A 20,611-nucleotide genomic window follows, 5' to 3' on the forward strand; every position below is an offset into this window, starting at 1 on the left:
CCGCTACTTAAACCCGACGCCGCTTGGGCGGACGGCAGCCGTTGTGGGGCTGGGGGGTGACATCGGAGATGGTGCCGACCTCGAGGCCGGCAGCCTGCAGCGAGCGGATCGCGGTCTCGCGGCCCGAGCCCGGGCCCTTCACGAAGACGTCGACCTTCTTGACGCCGTGCTCCTGTGCCTTGCGGGCAGCGTTCTCGGCGGCGAGCTGAGCGGCGAACGGCGTCGACTTACGCGAGCCCTTGAAGCCCACGTGGCCCGACGACGCCCAGGAGATGACGTTGCCGGCCGGGTCGGTGATCGACACGATCGTGTTGTTGAAGGTGCTCTTGATGTGAGCGGCACCGTGCGGGACGTTCTTCTTGTCCCTGCGACGCGCCTTCTGGGTCTTCTTCGGACCGGTGCTACGTGACTTGGGGGGCATTACTTCTTCTTTCCTGCGACGGTGCGCTTCGGACCCTTACGGGTACGGGCGTTGGTCTTGGTGCGCTGTCCACGCACGGGCAGACCACGGCGGTGGCGCAGGCCCTGGTAGCAGCCGATCTCGATCTTGCGGCGGATGTCCGCCTGCACCTCGCGGCGCAGGTCACCCTCGACCTTCACTGACTCCTCGATGTACTCGCGGAGCTTGGCGAGGTCCTCGTCGGACAGGTCCTTGCTGCGCAGGTCCGGGCTCACGCCCGTGGCAGCGAGGATCTCCTGCGAGGTGGTACGGCCGATGCCGTAGATGTAGGTCAGTGCGATCTCCATGCGCTTGTCGCGAGGAAGATCGACACCTGCGAGACGTGCCATGTGGCATTTCCTATCGGTGTGCGGAGGTCTGCTCCCAGTCCGTCCCCTGCGTCTGAAAAACTCTGCGGTCAAACACTCGCAGTGGGGCCCCGGCCTCCGTGCCGGGGGTGAACCGCTACCTGCCCGTCGTCAGTACTCGGGGCCCGGGTGGCGGCTGGTGCTGGGAGGTCTTCTTTACGCTTGTTGCCAAGCCGATCTCGAAGAAGAAGCCCTGTGATCTGTGGGTCTAGCCCTGACGCTGCTTGTGACGCAGGTTCTCGCAGATCACCATGACGCGCCCGTTACGGCGGATCACCTTGCACTTCTCGCAGATCTTCTTGACGCTAGGCTGAACCTTCACTGCGTCTGATCTCCTGTTGTGTGTCCACCCGAGGGCAGACATAGTTCTCCCCGGCCGGTGTGGCCGGGGAAGCTGTTACTTGTAGCGGTAAACGATGCGCCCACGCGACAGGTCGTAGGGCGAAAGCTCCACGACGACGCGGTCCTCGGGAAGAATGCGAATGTAGTGCTGACGCATCTTGCCGCTGATGTGTGCGAGGACCTTGTGGCCGTTCTCCAGCTCAATGCGGAACATCGCATTGGGCAGCGGCTCGACAACTCGTCCCTCGACCTCGATGGCCCCGTCCTTCTTAGCCATATCCTCCGCGATCCGTTGAGTGGCGTGTGGGTGCATCGGCTACCGTCACCGGTAGCCGCTACAGCGGTCGCTCTGTGCAGTTCGACGGCCGAGAACGTCCTCCGACGCCGGGCCGGACACGCAAACAACCGATACGCAGGGCGCACCGTTGTTCCATGCTACCGGCATTTGCCGACCAGGCCAAATGCGGCCACCGGTCCCCACACGCGAAGGAAGACAACCCACATGCGCGCGCTCGTCCAACGGGTCACCTCCGCAGCGGTCACCGTCGACGGCGAGGAGGTCGCCCGCATCAGGCCGCCCGCCGACGGTCAGGGCCTGCTCGTACTCCTCGGCGTCGGGCACGACGACGATCCGATCGCCGCCGCCAACCTCGCCCGACGCGTGTGGCGGCTGCGCATCCTCGACGACGAGAAGTCCGCCTCCGACGTCGACGCCCCGATCCTGGTGGTCAGTCAGTTCACCCTCATGGGTGACACCCGCAAGAGCCGGCGCCCGTCGTGGTCCGCCGCCGCACCCCGCGCGGTCGCGGGACCGCTCGTCGACGACTTCGCCACCGCGCTGCGCGAGCTGGGCGCGGTGGTCGAGGTGGGACGCTTCGGCGCAGACATGCAGGTGAGCCTGGTCAACGACGGACCGGTCACCGTGCTCCTCGACGGCTGACCGTCGCCGCTTCCGACACACGGAAAACGCCGAGCGGGCAGTGTTGCCACTGCCCGCTCGGCGTCGTCGTCGTCGGATCCCGACGTCAGTTGTCGCCGGGTCGCACCGTGAGGATCCGCGGACCGTCCTCCGTGACCGCCACGGTGTGCTCCCAATGGGCGGCGCGGCTGCCGTCCGTGGTCACAACTGTCCAGTCGTCACCGAGAACCTCGGTCTCGTACGTTCCGAGCGTGAGCATCGGCTCGATCGCCAGCACCGAACCGACCACGAGATGCGGACCCTTGCCGGGTGCGCCCTCGTTGGGCAGGAACGGATCCATGTGCATCTCCCGGCCGATCGCGTGGCCGCCGTAACCGTCGACGATGCCGTAGGACCGACCGTGCAGCTTCTCCGCGGCGTGCGTGCCGAGCTCGATGGCGTGGGAGACGTCGGTGAGCCGGTTCCCGTCGACCATCGCGGCGATGCCCGCCTCCATCGACAGCCGGGTCGCCTCGCTCAGTTGCGCGTCGGCCTCGCTCAGCCGGCCCACTCCGAACGTCCACGCCGAGTCACCGTGCCAACCGTCGAGGATTGCGCCGCAGTCGATGGACACCAGGTCGCCTTCGACGAGGATCTCGTCGGCCGACGGGATCCCGTGCACGACGCGATCGTTGACCGACGAGCAGATGGAGCCGGCGAATCCGTGGTAACCGAGGAACGAGGGCACGGCGCCCGCGTCGCGGATCACCGATTCGGCCACCCGGTCGAGCTCGAGCGTGCTCACGCCCGGCTGGGCCGCGTCGCGAACCGCCACGAGGGCGGCCCCGACGATCGCACCGGCAGCGGCCATGGCGTCGAGCTCGCCCGCCGTGCGGAAAGGTACGACCTTGCGCTTGCGGCCGAAAGCCATTACTTCCCCAACGCAGCGAGCGCGCGGGCGTTGACCTCTTCGACCGGACCGACGGCGTCGACGGTGACGATATGGCCGGCGTAGTAGTCGAGCAGCGGCGCCGTCTCCTCGCGGTAGACCCGCATGCGGTTGCGGATGACCTCTTCGGTGTCGTCCGCGCGGCCGCGGGCGAGCATCCGCTCCACCACGACGTCGTCGTCCACGTCGAACGCGAGGACACCGTCGAGCTTGGCGTCGATCCCGGCGAGGATGTCCTCGAGGGCCTTGGCCTGGTCGACCGTGCGCGGGAAACCGTCGAGCAGGAAACCGTTGACGGCGTCGGGCTCGGCGACGCGGGCCTTCACCATGTTGTTGGTGATCTCGCTGGGCACCAGATCGCCGGCATCGAGGTACTTCTTGGCCTCGAGTCCGAGGGGCGTCGCCTGGCCGATGTTCGCGCGGAACAGATCGCCGGTCGAGATGTGCGGAACGCCGAGCTTCTCGGACAGAATCGCGGCCTGGGTGCCCTTACCGGCACCGGGAGGACCAAGGAGGACAAGTCTCACTTGAGGAACCCTTCATAGTTTCGCTGCATGAGCTGGCTCTCGATCTGCTTCACGGTATCGAGGCCCACACTGACCATAATCAGCACCGCGGTGCCGCCGAACGGCAGGTTGGTAGCGCCGCCGGAGTTGCCGATCTCGAGGAAGAGATTCGGCAGCACGGCGATGGTGCCGAGGTAGATGGCACCGGGAAGCGTGATCCGGCTCAGCACGTAGTTCAGGTAGTCGGCGGTCGGCCGGCCCGGACGGATACCGGGAATGAAGCCGCCGAACTTCTTCATCTCGTCCGCGCGCTCCTCCGGGTTGAAGGTGATCGCAACGTAGAAGTAGGTGAAGAAGACGATCATCGCGAAGTAGATCAGGATGTAGACCGGGTTCGCCGGGTTCACCAGGTACTCGTTGATCCAACGCTGCCACCAGCTCGGATCGGGGTTGGTGCTGGCACCGGTCAGCTGCACGATGAGGTTCGGCAGGTACAGCAACGACGACGCGAAGATCACCGGGATGACACCGGCCTGGTTGACCTTCAGCGGGAGGTACGTCGACGAGCCGCCGTACATCTTGCGGCCGACCATCCGCTTCGCGTACTGCACCGGAATGCGGCGCTGGCCCTGCTCCACGAACACGACACCGGCGATGATCGCCAGGGCGGCCACACACACCAGCGCGAACGTCAGGCCGCCGCGGCTGTCGAGGATCGTCTTGCCCTCGGACGGGATGCGGGAGGCGATACCGGCGAAGATCAGCAGCGACATGCCGTTGCCGATTCCGCGTTCGGTGATGAGCTCACCGAACCACATCACCAGCGCTGCGCCGGCCGTCATGACCAGCACGATGATGATCAGGCCGAACACGCTCTCGTCGGCCAGGATCGGCTCGGAACAACCCTGCAGCAGCTGCCCGCGCGCGGCGAGCGCGACGATGCCCGTCGACTGGAGGACCGCGAGCGCGATCGAGAGATAGCGCGTGTACTGCGTCATCTTCGTCTGACCCGCTTGGCCCTCCTTGCGGAGTTCCTCGAACTTCGGGATGACGACGGTCAGCAACTGGACGATGATGCTGGCCGTGATGAACGGCATGATGCCGATCGCGAACACCGACAGCTGCAGGAGAGCACCGCCGGAGAACAGATTGATCAGCGAGTAGATGCCGGCGGACTCGCCGCCCGACACCTGGTCGATACACGCGCGCACGTTGGCGTAGTCGACACCCGGCGAGGGCAGGGTGGCACCCAGCCGGTACAGGGCGACCAGACCGAGGGTGAAGAGGATCTTCCGCCTCAGGTCAGGAGTCCTGAGGGCCGAGACAAAGGCGGAAAGCAAAGATCCTCCTGGCGCACGACATACGGAGAGCCGATCGATGACCCGTTCCGTGGATTGCAGAACTCTAGAACTCTAGCAGTGACACATGAAATTACAGCCCCGCTGCTGGGGCTGGACGCTCACCAGTATGCCCGCTGTGCGGACCCCGCAGCGACGAATGGCCGCAACTCGTCCCGTGGAACGAGTTGCGGCCATTCGGCAGCTAACTGAGCGAGATCACAGCTCGGTGGTGGTACCACCGGCAGCGGCGATCTTCTCCTTCGCGGCGCCCGAGAACTTGTTCGCGGTGACCTGGACGGCAACCGTGAGCTCGCCCTCGCCGAGAACCTTCACGAGCTGGTTCTTGCGAACCGCTCCCGCGGCGACCAGCTCGGCGATGCCGACCTGTCCACCCTCGGGGAAGAGGCGAGCGATGTCGCCCACGTTCACGACCTGGTACTCGGTGCGGAACGCGTTCTTGAAGCCCTTGAGCTTGGGCAGACGCATGTGCAGCGGCATCTGTCCACCCTCGAAGGCGGCCGACACGTTCTTGCGTGCCTTGGTGCCCTTGGTGCCGCGACCAGCGGTCTTACCCTTCGAGCCCTCACCGCGACCGACGCGAGTCTTGTCGGTCTTGGCGCCGGGCGCGGGGCGCAAGTGGTGCAACTTGATGGTCATGGTTAGACCTCCTCAACCGTGACGAGGTGGCGCACCACGTTGATCAGACCACGGTTCTGCGCGTTGTCCTCGCGGACGACGGTCTGACGGATGCCCTTCAGCCCGAGGGTGCGCATGCTGTCCCGCTGGTTCTGCTTCGAACCGATGGTGCTCTTGACCTGGGTGACCTTGAGCTGTGCCATTACTTCACGCTCCCAGCCTGTGCACGAGCGCGCAGCATGCCGGCCGGGGCCACGTCCTCGAGGGGCAGGCCACGACGGGCTGCGACCTCTTCCGGACGCTGCAGACCCTTGAGGGCGGCAACCGTCGCGTGCACAACGTTGATCGCGTTGTCGCTACCGAGCGACTTGGCGAGGATGTCGGAGACGCCCGCGCACTCGAGCACGGCACGCACCGCGCCACCGGCGATCACACCGGTACCCGGGCTGGCCGGACGCAGCATGACGACACCGGCCGCCGCCTCGCCCTGGACCGGGTGGGTGATGGTGCTGCCGATGAGCGGCACACGGAAGAAGCTCTTGCGAGCCTCCTCGACGCCCTTCTGGATGGCCGCGGGAACTTCCTTGGCCTTGCCGTAGCCGACGCCGACGAGACCGTTGCCGTCGCCCACGATCACGAGAGCGGTGAAGCTGAAACGACGACCGCCCTTGACGACCTTCGAGACGCGGTTGATGGAGACGACGCGCTCGATGTGGTTCGACTTCTCGGCAGCGTTGTCACGACGGTTGTCGCGACGGTCGCGGCCACCGCGGTTGTCGCCGCCCTGGGGGCCATTCTGTCCGGCGGGTCCGCTTCCGCCGTCACGCCTTTGACGTCCCGGCATCAGGCATTCCTTCCGTTAGTAATGTTGGTCATCAGAACTTCAACCCGCCTTCGCGAGCAGCGTCCGCCAGGGCCGCGATGCGGCCGCTGTAGGTGTGGCCACCGCGGTCGAAGACCACGGCCTCCACGCCGGCAGCCTGGGCACGCTCGGCGATCAGCTGACCGACCTTGGCGCCGCGGGCCTTCTTGTCGCCGTCCAGCGCACGCACGTCCGCCTCGATGGTCGACGCGGCGGCAAGGGTCTTGCCGGCCAGGTCGTCCACCAACTGGACGTGGATGTGGCGCGAGGAGCGGTTCACGACGAGACGCGGACGCTCGGGAGTGCCCGAGACCTTCTTGCGGAGACGGAAGTGACGACGCGCCTTCGACAGACGACGTGCGGTGGACACGTCCTTGCCCAGCGGGATCCGCTTGGCTTTCTGGTTTGCAGTCTGGCTCATATCACTTACCCGTCTTTCCGACCTTGCGACGGACCTGCTCACCCTCGTAGCGGATGCCCTTGCCCTTGTACGGGTCGGACTTGCGCAGGCGGCGGATGTTGGCCGCGATCTGGCCGACCTTCTGCTTGTCGATGCCGGTGATCGAGAACCGGGTCGGCGACTCGACTGCGAAGGTGATGCCCTCCGGAGCCTCGATCAGGACCGGGTGGCTGAAGCCGAGCGAGAACTCGAGGTCCTGACCCTTCAGCGCCACACGGTAACCGACACCGTGGATCTCCATCTTGGTGGTGTAACCGGCGGTCACCCCGACGATCATGTTCTGCACCAGGGTGCGCGACAGACCGTGCAGCGCACGGCTGCGACGCTCGTCGTCGGGACGGGTGACCTGCAGGGCACCGTCCTCACCCTTGGCGACCGAGATCGGCTCGGCGATGGTCAGCGACAGCGAGCCCTTGGGGCCCTTGACCGCGACATCCTGGCCGGCGATGGTCACGTCGACGCCCGCGGGGACGGCGACCGGAATCTTTCCAATACGCGACATTCTGGTGGCCTCCCTTACCAGACGTAGGCGAGGACTTCCCCGCCCACTCCCTGATTGGCCGCCTGACGATCGGTGAGCAGACCGGACGACGTGGAAATGATGGCCACGCCGAGGCCGCCCAGGACCTTGGGCAGGTTGGTGGACTTCGCGTACACGCGCAGGCCCGGCTTCGAGACACGGCGCACGCCGGCGAGGCTACGCTCGCGGCTCGGGCCGTACTTGAGGTCGACGATCAACGTCTTGCCGACCTCGGCATCCTCGGTGCGGTAGTCCGCGATGTAGCCTTCGCGCTTGAGGATCTCGGCGATGTTCGCCTTGATCTTCGAGTGCGGCAGCTTCACCTCGTCGTGGTACGCCGAATTGGCGTTGCGCAGACGCGTCAAGAAGTCTGCGATCGGATCAGTCATGGTCATTGGTTGACCTGTGCACCTTTCTCGTTGGGGTTCCCATGCAACACCGGTCCCGGCCCCGCTCCCCCGACATGTCGGAAGAGCGGGGCCGGCCCCGATCGTGGGCCTACAACGAAGTGGTTCTTACCTTCACCGCCCCGCGGGCGCGGAACGGAAGTCTTGGTGTGAGCGGGTTACCAGGAGCTCTTGTGAACGCCCGGCAGCTCACCGGCGTGTGCCATCTCGCGAACGCAGATACGGCACAGACCGAACTTGCGGAACACCGAGTGCGGACGACCGCACCGCTGGCAGCGGGTGTACGCGCGCACCGCGAACTTCGGCTTCTTGTTGGCCTTGTTGACCAATGCCTTCTTAGCCATGGGCTCAGTTCTCCTTGAACGGGAAGCCGAGGTGCTTGAGCAGCGCACGGCCTTCTTCGTTGTTGGTGGCGGTGGTCACGACGGTGATGTCCATACCGCGCGGACGATCGATCTTGTCCACGTCGATCTCGTGGAACATCGACTGCTCGTTGAGGCCGAACGTGTAGTTGCCGTTGCCGTCGAACTGGTTACCCGACAGGCCGCGGAAGTCGCGGATACGGGGCAGCGCGATGGACACGAGACGGTCCAGGAACTCCCACATGCGGTCGCCACGCAGCGTGACGCGCGCGCCGATCGGCATGCCCTCGCGCAGCTTGAACTGCGCGATGGACTTGCGAGCCTTGCGGATCTCGGGCTTCTGACCGGTGATCAGAGCGAGATCCGAGACCGCGCCGTTGATCAGCTTCGCGTCACGGGCGGCGTCACCGACACCCATGTTCACGACGACCTTGACGACGCCGGGGATCTGCATGACGTTCGCGTAGTCGAACTCCGCGTTCAGTGCGTCGCGGATCTCCTCGCGGTACCGGGTCTTCAGACGCGGCTGGATCTTGTTCTCGGTGGAGGTCATGTCAGATGTCCTTCCCGTTCTTCCGGGAAACACGAACGCGCTTGCCGGTCTCTTCGTCCGTGCGGTAGCCGACGCGAGTCGGGTTACCGTCGGCGTCGACGACCATGACGTTCGAGACGTGGATCGGAGCTTCCTGCGTCACGATGCCGCCCGAGGAGGCGCCACGCTCGTTCGCGGAAACCGCGGTGTGCTTCTTGATGCGGTTCACGCCCTCGACCAGGACCTTGTTGGTCGCCGGGTAGGCCTGGATGACCTTGCCCTTGGCGCCCTTGTCCTTGCCGGAGACGACCAGCACGGTGTCACCCTTGTGCACCTTCATCACAGCACCTCCGGGGCGAGCGAGACGATCTTCATGAAGCGCTTGTCGCGCAGCTCACGACCGACGGGTCCGAAGATACGAGTGCCGCGCGGATCGTTGTCCGCCTTGATGATGACCGCGGCGTTCTCGTCGAACTTGATGTACGAGCCGTCCGGACGGCGACGCTCCTTGGCGGTGCGAACGACGACAGCCTTGACGACGTCGCCCTTCTTGACGTTTCCACCCGGGGTCGCGTCCTTGACGGTGGCGACGATGATGTCGCCGATCCCGGCGTAGCGACGAGACGAGCCACCGAGAACGCGGATGCAGAGAATCTCCTTGGCACCCGTGTTGTCGGCGACGCGCAGTCGCGACTCCTGCTGAATCACTTACTTCTCCTTGACCTGGCTTGTTTCGACCAGCGCGATGCCCGAGGGTTTCGTGCTGATCATGCGCGGCAGATTTCCGACCCGACGCGCGCGGTCCGTACCCGCCGATGGTGGGGCTGCCGCTGCATACGCAGGGCAACCCCACCATCGTACTGGATACACTTCGAGGCTCTTACTTGGCCTTCTCGAGAACCTCGACCAGACGCCAGCGCTTGGTCGCCGACAGCGGTCGGGTCTCCATCAGCTGGACGCGGTCGCCGATGCCGGCGAGGCCGTTCTCGTCGTGCGCCTTGACCTTCGAGGTACGACGAATGATCTTGCCGTAGAGCGGGTGCTTCACCCGGTCCTCGAGCTCGACCACGATGGTCTTCTCCATCTTGTCCGAGACCACGTAGCCGATGCGGACCTTGCGGCTGTTGCGCTCTTCGGTGCTGCCTGTGCTCACTGCCTTTTCCTCACTCATGCCGCGTCACCTGCGTCCGGACCGGAGGCCAGACCGAGCTCACGCTCGCGCAGGACGGTGTAGATGCGCGCAATCTCGTGACGGACCGTGCGCAGCCGGCGGTTGTTGTCCAGCTGACCGGTGGCCATCTGGAAACGAAGGTTGAACAGTTCTTCCTTGGACTCGCGCAGCTTGGTGACCAACTCTTCGTCGGTCAGCTCGCGGAGCTCTGCAGCAGGGCTGGTGGTTGCCATCAGAACTGCTCCTCCCTCGTCACGATCCGGCACTTGCACGGGAGCTTGTGCATCGCGCGGCGCAGAGCCTCGCGGGCGATCTCCTCGTTCGGGTAGCTCATCTCGAACATCACCCGTCCGGGCTTGACGTTCGCGATCCACCACTCCGGCGAACCCTTACCGGAACCCATGCGGGTCTCGGCAGGCTTCTTGGTGAGCGGGCGATCCGGGAAGATGTTGATCCAGATCTTGCCGCCACGCTTGATGTGCCGGGTCATGGCGATACGAGCGGACTCGATCTGCCGGTTGGTGATGTAGGCCGGCTCGAGAGCCTGGATGCCGTACTCACCGAAGGCCACCTGGGTCCCGCCCTTGGCGGCACCCGAACGGCTGGGGTGGTGCTGCTTGCGGTGCTTGACCCGCCGCGGGATCAACATGCGTCAGCCCTCCTTCTGCTCGGTCGAAGCGGGTGCATCGGCGGTTGCAGTCGCAGCGCGACCGGCCTCGGTGCTGGTCGCGGTGGTGCCGGCGGAACCGGAACGACGCGGACGGCTCGGACGCTCGCGGCGCGGGCGCTCGGCCGGCGCAGCCGCCGACAGCTCACGCTTGCCACCGACGATGTCGCCCTTGTAGATCCAGACCTTCACGCCGATGCGACCGAAGGTGGTCTTGGCCTCGTACAGGCCGTAGTCGATGTCCGCACGCAGCGTGTGCAGCGGGACACGACCCTCACGGTAGAACTCCGAGCGGCTCATCTCGGCGCCGCCGAGGCGGCCCGAGCACTGCACGCGGATGCCCTTGACGTTCGGCTGACGCATGGCCGACTGGATGGCCTTGCGCATGGCGCGACGGAACGCGACACGGTTCGAGAGCTGCTCGGCGACACCCTGTGCCACCAGCTGCGCCTCGGCCTCGGAGTTCTTGACCTCGAGGATGTTCAGCTGGACCTGCTTGCCGGTCAGCTTCTCGAGCTCGGCGCGGATGCGATCCGCCTCGGCGCCACGGCGACCGATGACGATGCCCGGACGTGCGGTGTGGATGTCCACACGCACACGGTCACGGGTGCGCTCGATCTCGACCTTCGCGATACCCGCGCGCTCCATGCCGGTGGCCAGGAGCTTACGGATCGCGACGTCTTCCTTGACGTACTCCGCGTACTGCTTGTCTGCGTACCAGCGCGACTTCCAGTCGGTCGTGATGCCGAGACGGAAGCCGTGCGGGTTGATTTTCTGGCCCACTACTGACCACTTCCCTTCCGGCGGTTACGACCCGAGGCGGAACCCCGGCTCGCCACACTTTCCACGATGACGGTGATGTGGCTCGAACGCTTGCGGATCCGGAAGGCCCGGCCCTGTGCGCGCGGCTGGAACCGCTTGAGGGTTGCGCCCTCGTCCACGAACGCCGTCGCGACGACGAGCGTGGAGGGATCCAGGTTCAGGTTGTTCTGCGCGTTGGCGGCGGCGCTGGCGATCACCTTCGCGACCGGCTCGGCCGCGGCCTGCGGCGCGAACTTCAGGATCGCGAGAGCATCGTCGACCGACTTGCCGCGGACGATGTCCACGACGCGACGCGCCTTCATGGGGGTCACGCGCACATGGCGTGCGACCGCCTTCGCGGTGGGGTTCTGGGTTTCAGTACTCATCGACGCTTGCTCTTCCGGTCGTCCTTGATGTGGCCCTTGAACGTCCTGGTCGGTGCAAACTCTCCGAGCTTGTGGCCAACCATCGAATCCGAAACGAACACCGGAACGTGCTTGCGTCCATCGTGGACGGCGAACGTGTGACCGATGAAGTCCGGAATGATCGTGGAACGACGGCTCCAGGTCTTGATGACCTGCTTGGTGCCCTTCTCGTTCTGCACGTCCACCTTCGCAAGGAGGTGGTCATCGACGAACGGGCCCTTCTTCAGGCTGCGTGGCATCCTTCACTCCCTCCTTGACTAGCGCTTCTTGCCGGTACGGCGACGACGGACGATGAGCTTGTCGCTCGCCTTGTTCTTACGGGTGCGACCCTCGGGCTTGCCCCAGGGGCTGACGGGGTGACGACCACCGGAGGTCTTACCCTCACCACCACCGTGCGGGTGGTCGACGGGGTTCATGACCACACCACGGACGGTCGGGCGGACGCCCTTCCAGCGCATGCGGCCGGCCTTGCCCCAGTTGATGTTCGACTGCTCGGCGTTGCCGACCTCGCCGACGGTGGCGCGGCAGCGCACGTCGACGCGACGGATCTCACCGGACGGCATACGCAGCGTGGCGTAGGTGCCTTCCTTACCCAGCAGCTGGATGCTGGCACCGGCGGAGCGGGCCATCTTGGCACCGCCGCCCGGACGCAGCTCCACAGCGTGGATGGTGGTACCGGTGGGGATGTTGCGCAGCGGCAGGTTGTTGCCCGGCTTGATGTCGGCGCCGACGCCGGACTCGACCGGAGCACCCTGCACCAGGCCCTTGGGGGCGATGATGTAGCGCTTCTCGCCGTCCGCGTAGTGCAGCAGGGCGATACGAGCGGTGCGGTTGGGGTCGTACTCGATGTGAGCGACCTTGGCCGGCACGCCGTCCTTGTCGTTGCGACGGAAATCGATCAACCGGTAGGCGCGCTTGTGTCCGCCACCCTTGTGACGGGTGGTGATACGACCGTGGGCGTTACGACCACCGCGACCGTGCAGCGGGCGAACCAGCGACTTCTCGGGCGTCGACCGAGTGATCTCGGCGAAGTCCGAGACGCTCGAGCCGCGACGGCCCGGGGTAGTCGGCTTGTACTTACGGATTGCCATGAGTCTTCTCGTCCTCTATATCTCGTCAAGTCCCAGACGCTTACGCGACCGGGCCTCCGAAGATCTCGATGGGCTTGCTGTCGGCCGAGAGGGTCACGAGCGCGCGCTTGGTGTCCTTGCGCTTGCCGTAACCGAAGCGGGTCCGCTTGCGCTTGCCCTGACGGTTGGCGGTGTTGACGCTGGTCACCTTCACACCGAAGATCTTCTCGACGGCGATCTTGATCTGCGTCTTGTTCGAGTCCGGGTGCACCAGGAAGGTGTAGGTGCCTTCCTCGATCAGCCCGTAGGACTTCTCGGAGATGACCGGAGCCAGCAAGATGTCGCGGGGGTCGGCGATGGTGCTCACTTGCTCTCCTCCTCATTCTTGGCCGGGCCCGCGATGAAGGTGTTCAGAGCCTCGAGGCTGAACACGACGTCATCGCTGTTGAGCACGTCGTAGGTGTTGAGCTGGTCGGGTGCGATGGGGTGCACGCCTTCCAGGTTCTGCACGCTCTTCCACGCTGCGATGTCCTCGCGGCCGACGACCAGCAGGAACTTCTTGCGGTCGGAGAGCTCGCCCAGGAACGTCTTGGCCGTCTTGGTGGACGGGACCTGCCCGGCGACCAGCTCGGTGATGACGTGGATGCGCTCGCTGCGGGCCCGGTCGGAGAGGGCGCCACGGAGAGCGGCGGCCTTCATCTTCTTGGGGGTGCGCTGCGAGTAGTCACGCGGCTGCGGGCCGTGGACGGTGCCACCGCCGGCGAACTGCGGCGCACGGGTCGAACCCTGGCGCGCGCGGCCGGTGCCCTTCTGGCGGTACGGCTTCTTGCCACCACCGCGGACCTCGCCGCGGGTCTTGGTGGAGTGCGTGCCCTGACGTGCCGCAGCGAGCTGCGCGACGACGACCTGGTGCATCAGAGCGATGTTCGCGGTCGCGTCGAAGATCTCGGCGGGGAGATCGACGGTGCCGTTGGTCTTGCCGCCGGCAGCCTTGACGTCGAGGGTCAGCTTGGTTGCGGTCTCGGTCATGCCGAAGCACCACCCTTCACTGCGGTCTTGACGATCACGAGGCCGCCCTTGCGGCCGGGGATCGCACCCTTGATCAGCAGCAGACCGTTCTCGGCGTCCACCTTGTGGACCGAGAGGTTCTGCGTCGTGATGCGGTCGTTGCCCATACGGCCCGACATGCGCATGCCCTTGAACACGCGGCCGGGGGTGGCGCAGCCACCGATGGAACCCGGGCGACGGTGGACAGCCTGTGCACCGTGCGAGGCGCCCTGGCCGGCGAAGCCGTGACGCTTCATGGTGCCGGCGAAGCCCTTGCCCTTGCTGGTGCCGGTGACGTCGACGTATGCGCCGTCCTCGAAGACCTCGGCCGTCAGCTCCTGGCCCACCTCGTACGCGGAGGCGTCGGCGACGCGGAGCTCGACGATGTGGCGGCGCGGGGTGACGCCGGCCTTGGCGAACTGGCCCGAGGTGGGCTTGTTCACCTTGCGCGGGTCGATGGCGCCGAACGCCAGCTGCACAGCGCTGTAGCCGTCACGCTCTTCGGTACGGATCTGGGTGACGACGTTCGGCCCGGCCTTGACGACGGTGACCGGAACGACCCGGTTGTTCTCGTCGAAGACCTGGGTCATGCCGAGCTTGGTGCCCAGGATTCCCTTGATCTGATTAGTCATTTGATATCTCCGCTGCGTCTTCCCAAGCTCACTGGATGTTCACGTCGACGCTGGCCGGAAGGTCGATGCGCATGAGCGCGTCGACCGTCTTCGGCGTCGGGTCGAGGATGTCGATCAGCCGCTTGTGAGTACGCATCTCGAAGTGCTCGCGCGAGTCCTTGTACTTGTGCGGCGAGCGGATGACGCAGTACACGTTCTTCTCGGTAGGCAACGGCACCGGGCCGACCACGCGGGCCCCGGTACGGGTCACCGTCTCGACGATCTTGCGCGCTGACGCGTCGATCGCCTCGTGGTCATAGGCCTTGAGCCTGATGCGGATCTTCTGTCCCGCCACGCTTGTGTCCTTTTCTTGCCGCGTTTCGTAGCACCCGAACGAGCCGGGAACTACCTCGTCTGCACAGCCCTCGGCTGAAACACGACTCGAACAACACACTCGCGATCGAGACATCACTCGATCCGCTGCCGCTGTTCATGTGTCATGGTTCTCCGGTCCACGCGGTCGGGCGTGTCGCCCTCCCGCTCATTCCCCGGCCCCGGAAATCCCTTCCCAGGAGCCGCGGAACCGCACCGGATGCACCCGCTGGGGGCGCAAACGTCGGGTACTGCTTCCGTCTTGCATCTTCGCCTTGCATCGCCGTGACCAGGCACTTCGTCCCGATGCTCGACGCTTCATCCAGCCCGACTCGGGTCGCAACTGAGCGCGCCCCGGTCAAGGCAACCCGATCAGTATGCCGTAGGGACCCCGAGAGTTCAAATCCCCCGTGCTGTGACGTACGAGGTCAGCGCCCGTGCGCCGTCCGATTGGCCGCCACCTAACTTACTTGCGAGTAAGGTCCGGTGGCATGACGCCCCCGACAACTTCCCCGACCGCCACGTACCACAGTTGGCAACGCTTGCCGCGCAACCGTTTCGGTCGCGCGCTCTTCGCTCTCGGCATGTGTGCGCGGGTCCCGTACTTCGCCACGGTGCTGCCGACGGTCACCCACCTGGCGCCCGGACGATGCGAGGTGACGGCCCCGAAGTGGTGGGGTGTCCACAACCACATCGGCACGTTCCACGCGATCGCCGCGTGCAATCTCGCCGAGATCGCGATGGGCATGCTGGCCGAGGCGACGGTGCCGCGTACGCACCGATGGATTCCCAAGGCGATGGACGTGCGATACCTCGCGAAGGGCGAGTCCCGGCTGCGTGCGACGGCGGTCCTCGACGACCTACCGGACTTCGGCGCGATCACCGAGGGCGCCGAGCTCACGATCCCGGTGTCGATCACCGACCGCGCCGGGCTGGAGGTGGTCCACGCCGCCATCACCGTCTGGGTCACGCCGGCCTGACCGCGCCCTCCCCGTACCGCGGACGCCCTATATATTCGACGCGATCCGGTTGTCGTACGAATCACAGCCGGAGATGCCGGCGTACGAACCGCCGCGAAGAAGACGGAACGTGCGCCCGCGAAGGGAGATTCGATGACTCGGCCCACCGCCCGCGACGTCGCCGCGGGCGCGTCCGGGGCCCTTCGCCGCAGACCACAACTGTCCGACGACGTCGCCGCGCACGTCCGCAACCGGATCATGTCGGGCGACGTGCGGCCCGGTGATTTCGTGCGCCTCGACGAGACGGCCGCCGAACTCGGGGTGAGCGTCACCCCGGTCCGCGAGGCTCTGCTCACCCTGCGGGGTGAGGGACTTGTCGAACTGGTGCCGCACCGGGGGTACGTCGTCGCGCCGCTGAGCCGCGACGACGTCCGCGACGTCTTCTGGCTCCAGGGGCGGATCGCCGAGGAGCTGGCCGTGCGGGCGGTGGACCGCGTCGACGATGCGGCGCTGACCGAGCTGACCGAGATCAACGAGCAGCTGCAGCGGGCCGTCGGACTCGGCGACGCAGCACGGATCGAGCAGCTCGAGTTCGGGTTCCACCGCGTCGTCAACCGGTTGGCCGGCGCCCGCAAGCTCTCGTGGTTCCTGCTGGGCGCCACCCGCTACACGCCGGCGCAGTTCTACTCGTCGGATCGGCAGTGGGGTGACGCGGCGGTGGCGAGTCACACACGGCTTGTGGCGGCCCTCGCCGCGCGGGATCACGCGGCCGTCGCGGCCGAGACCCGGGCGCACTTCGACGACGGTGCGAAGCGGCTGGTGCGCCACCTCGAGACGATCGGAATCTGGGACTGACCAAACGATCGGCCGATTGTCCGGAGCGTCCGCTACCGCGCCGGAACTGCACTCGGATCCGTCCTCGGCGGCCCTGTCGCGCAGCCCCCGCGGGTAACATCTCCCGCAAGCGGAGGGAATACACGTCGACGGATGGACGCGTGAACCCCACAGTGGCGGTCAGCCATCCAACCAGGTGAACTAGGCGGAGTGTCGATGCCAATTTTCCAGGACGCAGCCGTGCTCGTCGACGACGTCCACAAGTCCTTCGGTGACGTGAAGGCTTTGCAGGGCGTGAGTTTCGAAGCCAAGCGCGGAACGGTTCTGGGCATCCTGGGCCCCAACGGCGCGGGTAAGACGACGACCGTCAAGGTCCTCTCCACTCTGCTGCGTCCGGATCGCGGGCGGGCCGTGGTCGCCGGCCACGACGTCGTCACGCACGCCCCGGACGTTCGCCGCTCGATCATGATGACGGGTCAGTACGCCGCGCTCGACGAGACCCTGTCGGGCCGCGAGAACATCGAACTCTTCGGCCGGCTGATGGGTCTCGACCGCGCCTCCGCGAAGCAACGCGCGCAGGATCTGCTCACCGAGTTCGATCTGCTCGACACCGGCAAGCGCGCCGTGCGCAGTTACTCCGGCGGCATGCGCCGCCGTATCGACATCGCGTGCGGGCTGGTGGTCCGCCCCGAGGTGGTGTTCCTCGACGAGCCGACGACCGGACTCGATCCGCGCAGCCGCCAGGGCGTGTGGGCGCTCGTCGGCTCGCTCAAGAAGCAGGGCATCACGGTGCTGCTCACCACGCAGTATCTGGAGGAGGCCGACCTGCTCAGCGACAACATCATCGTCATCGACCGCGGCACGGTCATCGCCGAGGGCACTGCCGATCAGCTCAAGGAGCGCACCGGCGGGAGCTACTGCGAGATCGTCCCGCTCGATCCGCAAAAGTTGCCGTGGGTGGTCCACGCGCTGGGCGCTCTCGTGCCGCAGCAGGTGCGCGCCGAGCTCGCGGCCGAGGGCGGCGACCGGGTGTCGGTCCCCGCACCGGACGGCGCCGCGACGCTGTCCGAGGCGCTGCGCCGGCTGGACGCCGCGGGCATCGAACTGGCCGACATCGCGCTGCGCCGGCCCTCGCTCGACGACGTCTTCCTGTCGCTGACGGGCCACGCCGCCCCGGAGGCGTCGCGATGACCGCCACTGCCGACAGCGCCGCGAAGCGGATGGCCGTGCCCGGCGCCGCCCAGCATGCCGGCGTCGCCGCGGCGACCAAGCGCGTCGGATCGCATCGCCGCCCCGACCCCAACGGTCTGCAGCAGTGGGCCGCGCTGACCGGGCGCAGTCTCAAGACGATGGCCAAGCACGGGGAACTGGCGGTCGCGATCATCGCGCCGCTGATCTTCACGGTCGGCTTCTACCTGCCGCTGCGGTTCGTGATGAAGCTGCAGGGCATCGACTACGCACAGTTCCTGATGCCGATCATCGTCCTCCAGGCGATGGCCTTCACCGCGATCTCGGCGGCGCAGGTGGCGTCGGTCGAGACGCTGCTGGGGCTCACGACCAGACTCAAGACGATGCCGGTTGCCGGGCCGGTACCGCTGCTCTCCCGGATGACGCGAGCGTTGGTGCGGTCGATGGTCACGCTGGCGGCCGCGCTCACGTACGGCTACGCGATCGGGTTCCGGTTCAGCGCCGGATGGGCGCAGGCCGCGTTGTTCTGTGCGCTGGCACTGTCGATAAGCATTGCCCTGTCACTGGGCGCCGACGCGATCGGCACCCTCTCCAAATCCCCCGAGGCGACGGCTCAGGCACTGACCCTCCCCCAGCTCATCCTCGGCATGCTGTCGTGCGGATTCGTTCCCGAGACCGGTTTCCCCGAGTGGATACGGCCGTTCGTGCGCAATCAGCCGATCTCGCAGTTCTCGTTTGCGATGCGGGACATGGCCGAGGGCGGGATCAGCGGGTCCACCCTGTTCCCGGCGGTCGCGTGGTGTGTGGGTTTGATGGCGGTGTTCGCACCGTTGGCCGTGTGGGCGAGTATGAGGCGCAAATGAGCAACGTTCCCCCCAGCACCGTGACGTCGACGCAGCCCGCGCAGGCCGGCACCGGCACGATCGGGTTCCCCCCACCCGATCAGACCTGGCCGGAATCCTCGGCGAAAGCGCTGTGGGTCCACAGCACCGTGCAGTGCAAGCGGCTCCTGACGCGGTGGGCCCGGGACCCGTCGACGATGATCCAGGCGCTGCTGTACCCGGCCCTGACCTTGGTGATGTTCCGGATCGTCATCGGCAACACCGTCACGGCGGCGACGGGCCGGCCCGCGGTCTACGGCCAGGTCCCGATGATCATCCTCGTCGGCGCCATGTTCGGCTCGATCGTCAGCGCCGTCGGGCTCCGCGTGGAACGCAAGACAGGCCTGCTGTCGCGGTTCTGGACCCTGCCGATCCATCGGGCGGCCGGTCTCGTCGGCCGGATGATGGCGGAGGCGGTCCGGGTGCTCGCGACGACGATCGTGATCCTGGTGGTCGGCATCTTCCTCGGTTTCCGGCTGACGCAGGGTCTGTTGCCGAGCCTGTTCCTGCTGATCCTGCCGGTCATCTTCGGCATGGGTTTCGCGATGATGGTCACGGCGCTCGCGACCGTGTCCGGCGACGCCCCGCTGGTGGAACTCGTCTCGATCGGGTGCACACTGCTGATGTTCTTCAACTCCGGGTTCGTGCCCGTGATGGCGTATCCCGAGTGGTTGCAGCCGGTGGTCTCGGCCCAGCCCATGTCGTGTGCGATCGACGCGATGCGCGGGTTGGCAGTCGGCGGGCCGGTGCTCGAACCCGTCCTGAAGACCCTCGCGTGGTCGTTCGGGATGATGGCGGTCTTCGTCTACCCGGCGATCCGCGGTTACCGCCACGCCGCCGCGACCGGCTAGCGGAGGCCGCGACTTTCCCGACCGTCCAACCCGATTGCGCCCCTGCGTAGCCGTCCTTTCACCTGCGTCTGGTATTCAATTCCTCGAGGAACTCTCGTTTCCTCTTCTCCCCCTGCGCGCTCGTTTGGAACTCACCGCATGCCTCGTTCACTCCGCCGGGTCGCCGGCACACTCACCGCTGCCGTCGCGGTCGCTCTCGGCTCCCTCGGGGTCGGGACGGCCACCGCAACCGCCGACACTCCCGCAGGCAGCGTCGGACTACCGTCGCCCATCGCGGACGTTCTGCCCGGGGCCGACCCGGCGGGCGCCAACGACTGGTCGTGCACGCCCGGTCCCCGGCACCCTCGGCCCGTGGTCCTCGTCCACGGCACCGGGATGAGCATGTCGATGAGCTGGAATGCTCTCGCACCGGCGCTGCGCCAGGAGGGCTACTGCGTGTTCGCCCTCAACTACGGCGCGTCGACGCGGTCGTGGGGTACGGGTGACATCCGCACCTCGGCACGGGAGCTCGCGACGTTCGTCGACACCGTCCGGTTCCGGACGGGCGCTGCCCAGGTCGACCTCGTCGGCCATTCGCAGGGCGGCACCGTCGCTCGCCAGTATCTGCGGTTCGCGGGCGGAGCGAACGCCTCCGATCCGGGCCGTAGCGCGGTCCGCAACGTGGTCATGCTCGGTCCCACCACGCACGGCACCACGTTCAACGGCACCCAGCAGTGGGTCGACATGCTCACCTCGCTGCGGATCACGGACGAGGCGACGAATGAGCGGATCGCGGCCGCGACCGTCGGTCTGGCGTCCTACCAACAGCTGACGGGGTCACGGTTCCTCGCGGAACTCAACGCCGGGGGTGAGACGATACCGGGAATCGGGTACACCGTGATCGCGTCGCAGAACGACGACATCGTCACCCCGCCGGCCGGCGCCTTCCTCGTGCCCGGACCGGGCGCGGCGGTGCGCAACGAGTGGGTGCAGGACACGTGCCCGGGCGCCGTCGTCAAGCACGTCGGCCTCCTCGACGATCCCCGGTCGATCTACCTGGTGCAGTCGGCTCTGGATCCGGCGTACCGCACACGCACCCTCGCTCCCTGCTGACCGAGCCGGGCACCGACACCG

35 protein-coding genes are annotated in these 20,611 nt (G+C 66.5%); 7 read left to right on the forward strand and 28 right to left on the reverse strand.

Features of this window, described 5'->3' with window-relative positions:
• Positions 1–7 precede the first annotated feature (7 nt).
• From rpsK to infA, 4 genes are all read right to left on the reverse strand, one after another.
• Positions 8–421, reverse strand: a complete 414-nt coding sequence (rpsK, locus tag E7742_RS13675; RefSeq protein ID WP_005239680.1) for a 30S ribosomal protein S11 — start codon at positions 419–421, stop codon at positions 8–10.
• The gene (gene rpsM, locus E7742_RS13680) at positions 421–789 is read right to left on the reverse strand and encodes a 30S ribosomal protein S13 (RefSeq protein WP_137799441.1); all 369 of its coding nucleotides are present in this window, start codon (positions 787–789) and stop codon (positions 421–423) included. Before rpsM ends, rpsK begins: the two co-directional genes overlap by 1 nt.
• A gap of 226 nt (positions 790–1,015) precedes the next feature.
• Positions 1,016–1,129 (reverse strand): 50S ribosomal protein L36, encoded by a 114-nt coding sequence (gene rpmJ, locus E7742_RS13685; RefSeq protein WP_003938068.1) that lies wholly within the window; start codon positions 1,127–1,129, stop codon positions 1,016–1,018.
• 75 nt (positions 1,130–1,204) lie between these two features.
• A complete protein-coding gene (gene infA, locus E7742_RS13690; protein ID WP_003418601.1) occupies positions 1,205–1,426 on the reverse strand; it encodes a translation initiation factor IF-1 in 222 nt (73 codons plus the stop codon).
• Between the two features lie 225 nt (positions 1,427–1,651).
• Between infA and dtd the strand changes: the two genes are divergently transcribed.
• Positions 1,652–2,089 carry a D-aminoacyl-tRNA deacylase gene (gene dtd, locus E7742_RS13695; protein WP_137799443.1) on the forward strand — a complete coding sequence of 146 codons (438 nt, stop codon included), beginning with the start codon at positions 1,652–1,654 and terminating at the stop codon, positions 2,087–2,089.
• An 85-nt stretch (positions 2,090–2,174) separates the two neighbouring features.
• On the opposite strand, the gene map is transcribed toward dtd, so the two are convergent.
• From map to rpsJ, 24 genes are all read right to left on the reverse strand, one after another.
• On the reverse strand, positions 2,175–2,978 hold the full coding sequence (gene map / locus E7742_RS13700) for a type I methionyl aminopeptidase (RefSeq protein ID WP_137799444.1): 804 nt from the start codon (positions 2,976–2,978) through the stop codon (positions 2,175–2,177).
• Positions 2,978–3,523: an adenylate kinase gene (locus tag E7742_RS13705; protein WP_137799445.1), complete on the reverse strand. Its 546-nt coding sequence runs from the start codon at positions 3,521–3,523 to the stop codon at positions 2,978–2,980. Before E7742_RS13705 ends, map begins: the two co-directional genes overlap by 1 nt.
• The gene (gene secY / locus E7742_RS13710) at positions 3,520–4,842 is read right to left on the reverse strand and encodes a preprotein translocase subunit SecY (RefSeq protein WP_137799446.1); all 1,323 of its coding nucleotides are present in this window, start codon (positions 4,840–4,842) and stop codon (positions 3,520–3,522) included. The genes E7742_RS13705 and secY overlap by 4 nt, the downstream gene beginning before the upstream one ends.
• Positions 4,843–5,058: 216 nt before the next feature.
• Positions 5,059–5,499, reverse strand: a complete 441-nt coding sequence (gene rplO, locus E7742_RS13715; RefSeq protein WP_137799447.1) for a 50S ribosomal protein L15 — start codon at positions 5,497–5,499, stop codon at positions 5,059–5,061.
• A 2-nt stretch (positions 5,500–5,501) separates the two neighbouring features.
• The gene (gene rpmD / locus E7742_RS13720; protein ID WP_137799448.1) at positions 5,502–5,681 is read right to left on the reverse strand and encodes a 50S ribosomal protein L30; all 180 of its coding nucleotides are present in this window, start codon (positions 5,679–5,681) and stop codon (positions 5,502–5,504) included.
• Entirely contained in the window at positions 5,681–6,322 is a 642-nt protein-coding gene (gene rpsE / locus E7742_RS13725; protein WP_137799449.1) for a 30S ribosomal protein S5, read from the reverse strand. The genes rpmD and rpsE overlap by 1 nt, the downstream gene beginning before the upstream one ends.
• Positions 6,323–6,353: 31 nt before the next feature.
• On the reverse strand, positions 6,354–6,761 hold the full coding sequence (rplR, locus tag E7742_RS13730; protein WP_137799450.1) for a 50S ribosomal protein L18: 408 nt from the start codon (positions 6,759–6,761) through the stop codon (positions 6,354–6,356).
• A 1-nt stretch (position 6,762) separates the two neighbouring features.
• The gene (rplF, locus tag E7742_RS13735; protein ID WP_137799451.1) at positions 6,763–7,302 is read right to left on the reverse strand and encodes a 50S ribosomal protein L6; all 540 of its coding nucleotides are present in this window, start codon (positions 7,300–7,302) and stop codon (positions 6,763–6,765) included.
• Positions 7,303–7,316: 14 nt separating this feature from the next.
• Complete coding sequence (gene rpsH / locus E7742_RS13740) at positions 7,317–7,715, reverse strand: 30S ribosomal protein S8 (RefSeq protein ID WP_031937772.1); 399 nt, start codon at positions 7,713–7,715, stop codon at positions 7,317–7,319.
• A 170-nt stretch (positions 7,716–7,885) separates the two neighbouring features.
• Positions 7,886–8,071, reverse strand: a complete 186-nt coding sequence (locus tag E7742_RS13745) for a type Z 30S ribosomal protein S14 (protein WP_005239644.1) — start codon at positions 8,069–8,071, stop codon at positions 7,886–7,888.
• Between the two features lie 4 nt (positions 8,072–8,075).
• Complete coding sequence (rplE, locus tag E7742_RS13750) at positions 8,076–8,642, reverse strand: 50S ribosomal protein L5 (RefSeq protein ID WP_137799452.1); 567 nt, start codon at positions 8,640–8,642, stop codon at positions 8,076–8,078.
• A 1-nt stretch (position 8,643) separates the two neighbouring features.
• Positions 8,644–8,961 (reverse strand): 50S ribosomal protein L24, encoded by a 318-nt coding sequence (rplX, locus tag E7742_RS13755; protein ID WP_137799453.1) that lies wholly within the window; start codon positions 8,959–8,961, stop codon positions 8,644–8,646.
• Complete coding sequence (gene rplN / locus E7742_RS13760; protein WP_137799454.1) at positions 8,961–9,329, reverse strand: 50S ribosomal protein L14; 369 nt, start codon at positions 9,327–9,329, stop codon at positions 8,961–8,963. The genes rplX and rplN overlap by 1 nt, the downstream gene beginning before the upstream one ends.
• 172 nt (positions 9,330–9,501) lie before the next feature.
• Entirely contained in the window at positions 9,502–9,792 is a 291-nt protein-coding gene (gene rpsQ / locus E7742_RS13765) for a 30S ribosomal protein S17 (protein WP_137799455.1), read from the reverse strand.
• Positions 9,789–10,025 carry a 50S ribosomal protein L29 gene (gene rpmC / locus E7742_RS13770; protein ID WP_137799456.1) on the reverse strand — a complete coding sequence of 79 codons (237 nt, stop codon included), beginning with the start codon at positions 10,023–10,025 and terminating at the stop codon, positions 9,789–9,791. Before rpmC ends, rpsQ begins: the two co-directional genes overlap by 4 nt.
• Positions 10,025–10,441: a 50S ribosomal protein L16 gene (rplP, locus tag E7742_RS13775; protein ID WP_107982806.1), complete on the reverse strand. Its 417-nt coding sequence runs from the start codon at positions 10,439–10,441 to the stop codon at positions 10,025–10,027. Before rplP ends, rpmC begins: the two co-directional genes overlap by 1 nt.
• Before the next feature lie 3 nt (positions 10,442–10,444).
• Entirely contained in the window at positions 10,445–11,242 is a 798-nt protein-coding gene (gene rpsC, locus E7742_RS13780) for a 30S ribosomal protein S3 (protein WP_137799457.1), read from the reverse strand.
• Positions 11,242–11,646 (reverse strand): 50S ribosomal protein L22, encoded by a 405-nt coding sequence (gene rplV, locus E7742_RS13785; RefSeq protein ID WP_137799458.1) that lies wholly within the window; start codon positions 11,644–11,646, stop codon positions 11,242–11,244. Before rplV ends, rpsC begins: the two co-directional genes overlap by 1 nt.
• Positions 11,643–11,924 (reverse strand): 30S ribosomal protein S19, encoded by a 282-nt coding sequence (gene rpsS, locus E7742_RS13790; RefSeq protein WP_005518370.1) that lies wholly within the window; start codon positions 11,922–11,924, stop codon positions 11,643–11,645. The genes rplV and rpsS overlap by 4 nt, the downstream gene beginning before the upstream one ends.
• An 18-nt stretch (positions 11,925–11,942) precedes the next feature.
• On the reverse strand, positions 11,943–12,776 hold the full coding sequence (rplB, locus tag E7742_RS13795) for a 50S ribosomal protein L2 (protein ID WP_137799459.1): 834 nt from the start codon (positions 12,774–12,776) through the stop codon (positions 11,943–11,945).
• Between the two features lie 40 nt (positions 12,777–12,816).
• Positions 12,817–13,122 carry a 50S ribosomal protein L23 gene (rplW, locus tag E7742_RS13800; RefSeq protein WP_127946084.1) on the reverse strand — a complete coding sequence of 102 codons (306 nt, stop codon included), beginning with the start codon at positions 13,120–13,122 and terminating at the stop codon, positions 12,817–12,819.
• Positions 13,119–13,784, reverse strand: a complete 666-nt coding sequence (rplD, locus tag E7742_RS13805; RefSeq protein WP_137799460.1) for a 50S ribosomal protein L4 — start codon at positions 13,782–13,784, stop codon at positions 13,119–13,121. The genes rplW and rplD overlap by 4 nt, the downstream gene beginning before the upstream one ends.
• On the reverse strand, positions 13,781–14,434 hold the full coding sequence (gene rplC, locus E7742_RS13810) for a 50S ribosomal protein L3 (RefSeq protein ID WP_137799461.1): 654 nt from the start codon (positions 14,432–14,434) through the stop codon (positions 13,781–13,783). Before rplC ends, rplD begins: the two co-directional genes overlap by 4 nt.
• Before the next feature lie 28 nt (positions 14,435–14,462).
• Complete coding sequence (rpsJ, locus tag E7742_RS13815; RefSeq protein WP_003938093.1) at positions 14,463–14,768, reverse strand: 30S ribosomal protein S10; 306 nt, start codon at positions 14,766–14,768, stop codon at positions 14,463–14,465.
• Between the two features lie 508 nt (positions 14,769–15,276).
• Here rpsJ and E7742_RS13820 point away from each other — a divergent pair.
• The 6 genes from E7742_RS13820 to E7742_RS13845 all read left to right on the forward strand — a co-directional run bounded on the left by E7742_RS13820 (position 15,277) and on the right by E7742_RS13845 (position 20,590).
• A complete protein-coding gene (locus tag E7742_RS13820) occupies positions 15,277–15,765 on the forward strand; it encodes a hotdog fold domain-containing protein (protein WP_137799462.1) in 489 nt (162 codons plus the stop codon).
• A gap of 132 nt (positions 15,766–15,897) precedes the next feature.
• A complete protein-coding gene (locus tag E7742_RS13825; RefSeq protein ID WP_137799463.1) occupies positions 15,898–16,599 on the forward strand; it encodes a GntR family transcriptional regulator in 702 nt (233 codons plus the stop codon).
• A 195-nt stretch (positions 16,600–16,794) separates the two neighbouring features.
• Positions 16,795–17,769 carry an ATP-binding cassette domain-containing protein gene (locus E7742_RS13830; protein ID WP_137799464.1) on the forward strand — a complete coding sequence of 325 codons (975 nt, stop codon included), beginning with the start codon at positions 16,795–16,797 and terminating at the stop codon, positions 17,767–17,769.
• On the forward strand, positions 17,766–18,629 hold the full coding sequence (locus E7742_RS13835; protein ID WP_137799465.1) for an ABC transporter permease: 864 nt from the start codon (positions 17,766–17,768) through the stop codon (positions 18,627–18,629). Before E7742_RS13830 ends, E7742_RS13835 begins: the two co-directional genes overlap by 4 nt.
• On the forward strand, positions 18,626–19,498 hold the full coding sequence (locus E7742_RS13840) for an ABC transporter permease (protein ID WP_137799466.1): 873 nt from the start codon (positions 18,626–18,628) through the stop codon (positions 19,496–19,498). The genes E7742_RS13835 and E7742_RS13840 overlap by 4 nt, the downstream gene beginning before the upstream one ends.
• Positions 19,499–19,636: 138 nt before the next feature.
• A complete protein-coding gene (locus tag E7742_RS13845; RefSeq protein ID WP_137799467.1) occupies positions 19,637–20,590 on the forward strand; it encodes an esterase/lipase family protein in 954 nt (317 codons plus the stop codon).
• Positions 20,591–20,611 lie beyond the last annotated feature (21 nt).

The organism is Rhodococcus sp. SGAir0479 (assembly GCF_005484805.1).
Lineage (GTDB): Bacteria > Actinomycetota > Actinomycetes > Mycobacteriales > Mycobacteriaceae > Prescottella.